Consider the following 6,000-nt stretch of genomic DNA (forward strand, 5'->3'; position numbering starts at 1 on the left):
AGAGTCCCCCACCTCTACAGGTGGAGATTTAGCATGGGGATTTAGACCCAATATGAAAGCTGATAACTGATTTAAGTGTGTACTTACAGCAGTTTTCAAGTATTTAGACTACGACTGAGACGGGAGTGGTGTAGTTCAATTACTTGAAAAGTGGTGTAATACCAGCTTAAAAATCAAAAAAGGCATCAGAGGTCAAGTTGAGGTGGTGACGGTGTGATGATTTACCAATAAGTTGAGATATGACGGCTCCCATGAACGTGAATTAGGAGAAAGGACTGTGAAATTACACTGGTTACTACCCAGCACTATTGGAACTATCTTCATGCTATCGTCGCCGGCAATGGCCGCGAGACTTGAATCTTGGCGCTTTGATGCCAATCAAAACAGGCTGGAAATTAAGACTGTAGGAGCAGTTCAACCCCAGGCACAACTAATTTTCAACCCGACTCGGCTGGTAATTGATTTGCCAGGAACTACATTTGGGCGTCCGCAGCTAACCCAACAGGTGGGCGGTGGAATTCGCTCGATCCGTGTCGGACAGTTTGATACAGAAACAACACGTATAGTCATCGAACTGACTCCTGGTTATACTTTAGACCCCAAAGGAGTCCAATTTGTTGGGACAACTGGCGATCGCTGGACGGTGCAATTACCTAGACCGGAAGTTGATAAAGTTGCCTCATCTCCGAGAAGTGCTTACAGTGTTGTTACCCCAAACTCTCAGCCTCAACCTCGGATTTCAAGGGTTGCTACTACTACACGAGGAGCGACTCAACTTGAGAACTTACAAGTAACAGGCGATGGGTTGTTCATTCGCACCAGTGGTGGCAATCCTCCGATTCAGGTAATTCGCAGCCGCGATCGCGCTACCATCTTCATGGATATCTCTGACGCATCTTTATCACCACGTCTGGCACAACATAATAATATACCCGTTAATAAATATGGTCTTAGCCGCGTCGAATTCAGCTCATTGCAAACCCAACCTCCTGGCGTCCGCCTGACTTTGCGGGTAGATAAAAATAGCCCAGATTGGCGAGTAACTAATAGTAACGGCACTGGTTTGGTAGTTCTACCTAGTCGGCTTGTCAGACTGCCTGAAAGTCGTAATTCAAACAACCTACCGGACAATCAATCAGAATCCGCTTCCTTTGCCAGCAGACCATCTGCCAACAACTCGCCAGCCACAATTGAGTCTGTGCAACTGGCTGATAATGGCACACAATTGCTAATTAGAGGCGACCAACCTTTATCTGCTACGGGAACTTGGGATAGAGCCTCTGGTCTGTTCCGCGTCACAATTCCCAATGCTAACCTAGCTAAGAGAGTCACAGGGCCTACCTTTTCTGCCAATAGCCCCATTCTCCGGGTACGTTTGCAACCCCAAAAATCCAACACTGTCGTTGTCTTAATTCAAGCAGCAGCCGGAGTGCAAATTGGGCAACCCAAGCAAATCGGCGACCAGCTTTTGTCTCTACCCATACAAGGCTCTCGGCGAGTTGTCGCCCTCCCCGGAAGACCCCCCTTTGCTTTACCGGGGCTACCACCGCCAAACCGGGGGCCATTCCCAGACCCAAATAATCCCAATCCCCAGCCTCTATTACAACCACAGCGCCGAGTTAGCAATGGGCGAGTGGTAGTGATTATTGACCCCGGGCATGGCGGTAAAGACTCTGGAGCGCTTGGCCTTGGGGGGGCACGCGAAAAGGATGTTATCTTGCCTATTGGTAGGAAACTTGCTCAGATTTTGCAGCAAAATGGTATACAAGTAATTTTGACGCGAGATTCTGACTATTTTGTTACCCTTCCAGGACGAGTGCAATTAGCAGAACGAGCTAATGCTGATGTGTTTGTGAGCATCCACGCTAATTCAGCAGGTGCGAGTCGTCCAGATGTTAATGGCTTGGAAGTGTATTATTACGACAGTGGTCTGGATCTAGCTCGGATTGTCCGCAGTAGCATTCTCCAAAGTATTGGGACTATCAAAGACAGAGGAGTGCGACGAGCCAGATTTTATGTCCTCAGAAAAAGTTCTATGCCCTCCATTCTCGTGGAAACGGGTTATATGACTGGTCGAGAGGATATGGCTAGGCTGAGAACTTCAGCTTACCAAAATCAAATGGCAGAAGCGATCGCTCGTGGTGTCCTTCAGTATCTAAAGAGAAGATAAGTAATTTAGTCGAAACTATTGAGTAAATACATCTAATCTTTACCATTTTTATCCAACTTTAGTAGTACAACAATTTAAGTATTCTTGCTGCGGGGCAAGAGTAGCTTCTTTGTTATTGTCGTCTGATAGCTTGCAAGTAAGCAGATTTTAGATTTTGGACTTCGCTCAGTGCAAAGACGCTACTTCTCTACGAGAGGCTACGCCAACGGCAAAGTTCAGTACAAGTCAGTCGAACGCTTTTAGATTTTAAATTTGCGATTTGTGTTACTCACAAAGAGTCTTAGCGTAGCCGGACCTTAGTTCAGCATGAATCTAAAATCGGATTTTCTTCAATCGGGAATCTAAAATCTAAAATTGGCAGTCAAATTTATATGGGCTAATGGCATGGCAAAATCAGAGGAGCATGATATATTCTACGCCATTAGCTGTGTGTTAATAACAGCAAAAAACTCAAGTGTGTGCGGTGATGGTGTGAGGATTTGCCAATATGTTCAGATGTTGACGGCTGCCATGAATGTGAATCAGGAGAAAGGACTGTGAAATTACACTGGTTACTATCCAGTACTATTGGAACTATCTTCATGCTATCGTCGCCGGCAATGGCCGCGAAACTAGAATCTTGGCGTTTCGATGCCAATCAAAACAGGCTGGAGTTTAATACTTTAGGGAATGTTCAACCCCAAGCACAATTAATTTTTAACCCGACTCGTTTGGTAATTGATTTGCCAGGAACCACGTTTGGGCGTCCGCAGCTGACCCAACAAGTGGGCGGTGGAATTCGTTCCATCCGGGTTGGGCAGTTTGATGAACAAACAACGCGGATAGTCGTTGAATTGACACCTGGTTATACTCTTGACCCCAAAGGAGTGCAATTTGTAGCTACAACTGGCGATCGCTGGACAGTGCAATTACCTACGCCAGAAGCCGAAAATCTCCCCTCAAAAAATACTGAGGGGCAGCAAGGAGAAGTTATAGCCAGAGAAACTTCACCGAGAACATCTACACCAACTTTCTCCCCAAGGAATATTTACAATGTAGTGAGAACCGGCTCTGTCAATCCACTTAACAACAGAATGGTTGTCGCCAGAGTTACTCAAATTGAGAAATTACAAGTCACAGGCGATGGTTTTTTCATCAGTACAAGTGGTGGTAATCCTCAGATTCAGGTAAATCGGAGCAACGATCAAAAAGCAATCAACATCGACATTGCTGGCGCAACTTTATCACCCAATCTAGAGCAGAGAGATTTGTCGATTAATCGCTTTGGTGTCAGCCGTATCCAGTTCACCCAACTGCAAACAAGCCCATCTGTTGTTCGCCTGACTTTACAGGTAGATGAAAATAGTCCAAATTGGCGAACAACCACTAGCAGTGTTGGTGGTTTTGTGATTCTACCCAATCGTGGCGTTGCCCAGTTGCCTGGAGGTAATAGTCCACGCCCGATTATACAACCTGCTAACACCTCCTCAAATGCTACTATTCAGTCTGTGGAACTGGTTAATAATGGTACACAACTGCTAATTAGAGCCGACCAAACTTTATCTGCTACAGGCGGCTGGGATACAACTTCTGGTCTGTTCCGCATCACTATTAACAATGCTAAATTAGCTCCCAAAGTCATAGGTCCTGCTTTTAATGCTAATAGCCCTATCCTGCGGGTACGCCTGCAACCACAAGAATCAAATACTGTCGTCGTCTTAGTTCAACCAGCAGCCGGAGTGCAAATTGGGGAACTCAACCAGGTTGGCGACCAGCTTTTAGCTTTAGAATTAAAACGCTCTAGTAGCAGTAGCATCACACCCCCCATTGCTTTACCTCCCCTGCCATCGCTAAACTCAGGACAATTCCCAAATCCCACAGATAATCCCCGGCCAATCTCCCAGCCACGGACACACACATCGGTTCCCAAAGGGAAATTGGTAGTAGTTATTGACCCAGGACATGGTGGAAAAGATTCAGGTGCCCCCGGTCTGGGCGGACTTTTAGAAAAGGATGTAATTCTGCCTATTGGTAAAAGGGTAGCAGCAATTTTAGAGCAAAATGGTGTGCAAGCAGTACTAACACGCGATGCTGACTTTTTCGTAGAACTTCCGGGACGGGTAGAGATTGCCAAACGAGTTAACGCGACTTTGTTTGTTAGCATTCACGCTAATTCGGTTGATAATCGCCCTGATGTGAATGGGTTAGAAGTATATTATTACGACAGTGGTTATGCTCTGGCTGAAGTAGTTCGCAATACCATCCTTCAGGACATCGGTACTATCAAAAACCGGGGAACCCGCAAAGCCAGATTCTACGTTCTCAGAAAAAACTCCATACCTTCTATTTTAGTGGAAACAGGCTATATGACTGGTTACGAGGATAATCCTAGATTGGGAACACGAGAGTATCAAAATCGCATGGCAGAAGCGATCGCTCGTGGTATCCTCAAATACTTACACCGCTAATATAGTACAAATTACTCATTCAAAAGGTGGTATTTAGACCTCTTTTCAGTGCAGAATTTAGTAGTAAATTAGCGAATTCTCTGCTAGATTCTGTATTTTATATCCAAAAACCTAAATCAATATCTGCCTGTGTATTCATCTTCCATCTTTGAAGGAAATCTTGACGGGTTTTCAGATCAAGAACCCCAACGTGCCCCAATTGGCATCTTTGATAGTGGTGTGGGTGGTCTGACAGTATTGCGACAACTCTATCGGCAACTCCCCAATGAATCTATTATTTACTTTGGGGATACAGCTCGAGTTCCCTATGGCATCCGCTCACAAGCAGAAATTATCCAGTTTATGCGTGAAATCCTCACCTGGATGGAAAAGCAGGGTGTGAAAATGGTTGTTATGGCTTGCAACACCAGTTCGGCACTAGCGCTGGAGACAGTAAGTAAGGAATTTTCTCTACCAATCCTTGACATTATCTTACCAGGGGCAAGGGCAGCAGTACAGCAAGGAAAACGCATTGGTGTAATTGCCACTCCAGCTACGGCTAAGAGTAATGCTTATAAGCACGCCATACTCGAAATTGATCCTAATGTCCAAGTTTGGCAAGTTGGATGTCCAGAGTTTGTGCCACTCATCGAGCAAAACCGCATTCACGACCCTTACACAGCTGAAGTAGCACGAGCCTACCTAGAGCCTTTATTAGAGAAGGAAATTGACACCTTAGTACACGGATGTACCCATTATCCCCACCTTACACCAGTATTGCGATCGCTCCTCCCCTCTCAAGTCCAGTTGATTGATCCAGCTGTTCATGTTGTAGCAGCTTGTGCCCAAGAGCTAGACTTACTAGGCTTAAGAAATACTCACCCACCACTACCAACTCGCTTCGCTGTTAGCGGTTGTCCGCAACAGTTTTCCCAGTCAGGATTGCAGTGGCTAGGCTATACCCCAATGGTTGAAGAGGTTTCCTTCACTGATATCGCTATTTCCCAACTCCAATAAAACTATGTGAAGTAAATGAGAAGTTAAACCTCGTCTACCTTGAAAACTATAGTTTTTTGTCATCAGGGTACAGCACAAAACTCAAGCCTTGGCTGATTAATATGCTCTCCTTAAAACTCCAGCTTTCAAAATGGACGCGGTTTAGCACAACTCCAAGCACTGCGTAACTTATGTAAGGGAATAAATTCCAATCCAAAGGCACTAGCAATCGATGCTGAACTGACTCCTGCATCTACTTTTTTAGTAGCAACAGCCAAAGCAACCTCTTGATAATCAGCTTACTATTTAAATAACTAAGTACACGTCACCGTAAAAAAGGGTCGGAAATTATGCGGCAATCACGAGGTCACTTGGAGTCATATTCTTGGAGTCTTGTTTCAAGCATTT

At 45.2% G+C, this 6,000-nt stretch carries 4 protein-coding genes; 3 read left to right on the top strand and 1 reads right to left on the bottom strand.

All coding sequences use genetic code 11. From position 1 onward, the window contains the following. The first annotated feature begins 277 nt into the window (after positions 1 to 277). The 3 genes from V7L05_RS10955 to murI all read left to right on the top strand — a co-directional run bounded on the left by V7L05_RS10955 (position 278) and on the right by murI (position 5,613). On the top strand, positions 278 to 2,170 hold the full coding sequence (locus tag V7L05_RS10955) for an N-acetylmuramoyl-L-alanine amidase (RefSeq protein ID WP_335164180.1): 1,893 nt from the start codon (positions 278 to 280) through the stop codon (positions 2,168 to 2,170). A 536-nt stretch (positions 2,171 to 2,706) separates the two neighbouring features. After that, the gene (locus V7L05_RS10960; RefSeq protein WP_335164181.1) at positions 2,707 to 4,617 is read left to right on the top strand and encodes an N-acetylmuramoyl-L-alanine amidase; all 1,911 of its coding nucleotides are present in this window, start codon (positions 2,707 to 2,709) and stop codon (positions 4,615 to 4,617) included. A 129-nt stretch (positions 4,618 to 4,746) separates the two neighbouring features. After that, positions 4,747 to 5,613, top strand: a complete 867-nt coding sequence (gene murI / locus V7L05_RS10965; protein ID WP_334949502.1) for a glutamate racemase — start codon at positions 4,747 to 4,749, stop codon at positions 5,611 to 5,613. 125 nt (positions 5,614 to 5,738) lie between these two features. On the opposite strand, the gene V7L05_RS10970 is transcribed toward murI, so the two are convergent. Next, complete coding sequence (locus V7L05_RS10970; protein WP_335164182.1) at positions 5,739 to 5,870, bottom strand: hypothetical protein; 132 nt, start codon at positions 5,868 to 5,870, stop codon at positions 5,739 to 5,741. Positions 5,871 to 6,000 lie beyond the last annotated feature (130 nt).

It is taken from the genome of Nostoc sp., assembly GCF_036917755.1.
Classification (GTDB): domain Bacteria; phylum Cyanobacteriota; class Cyanobacteriia; order Cyanobacteriales; family Nostocaceae; genus Nostoc.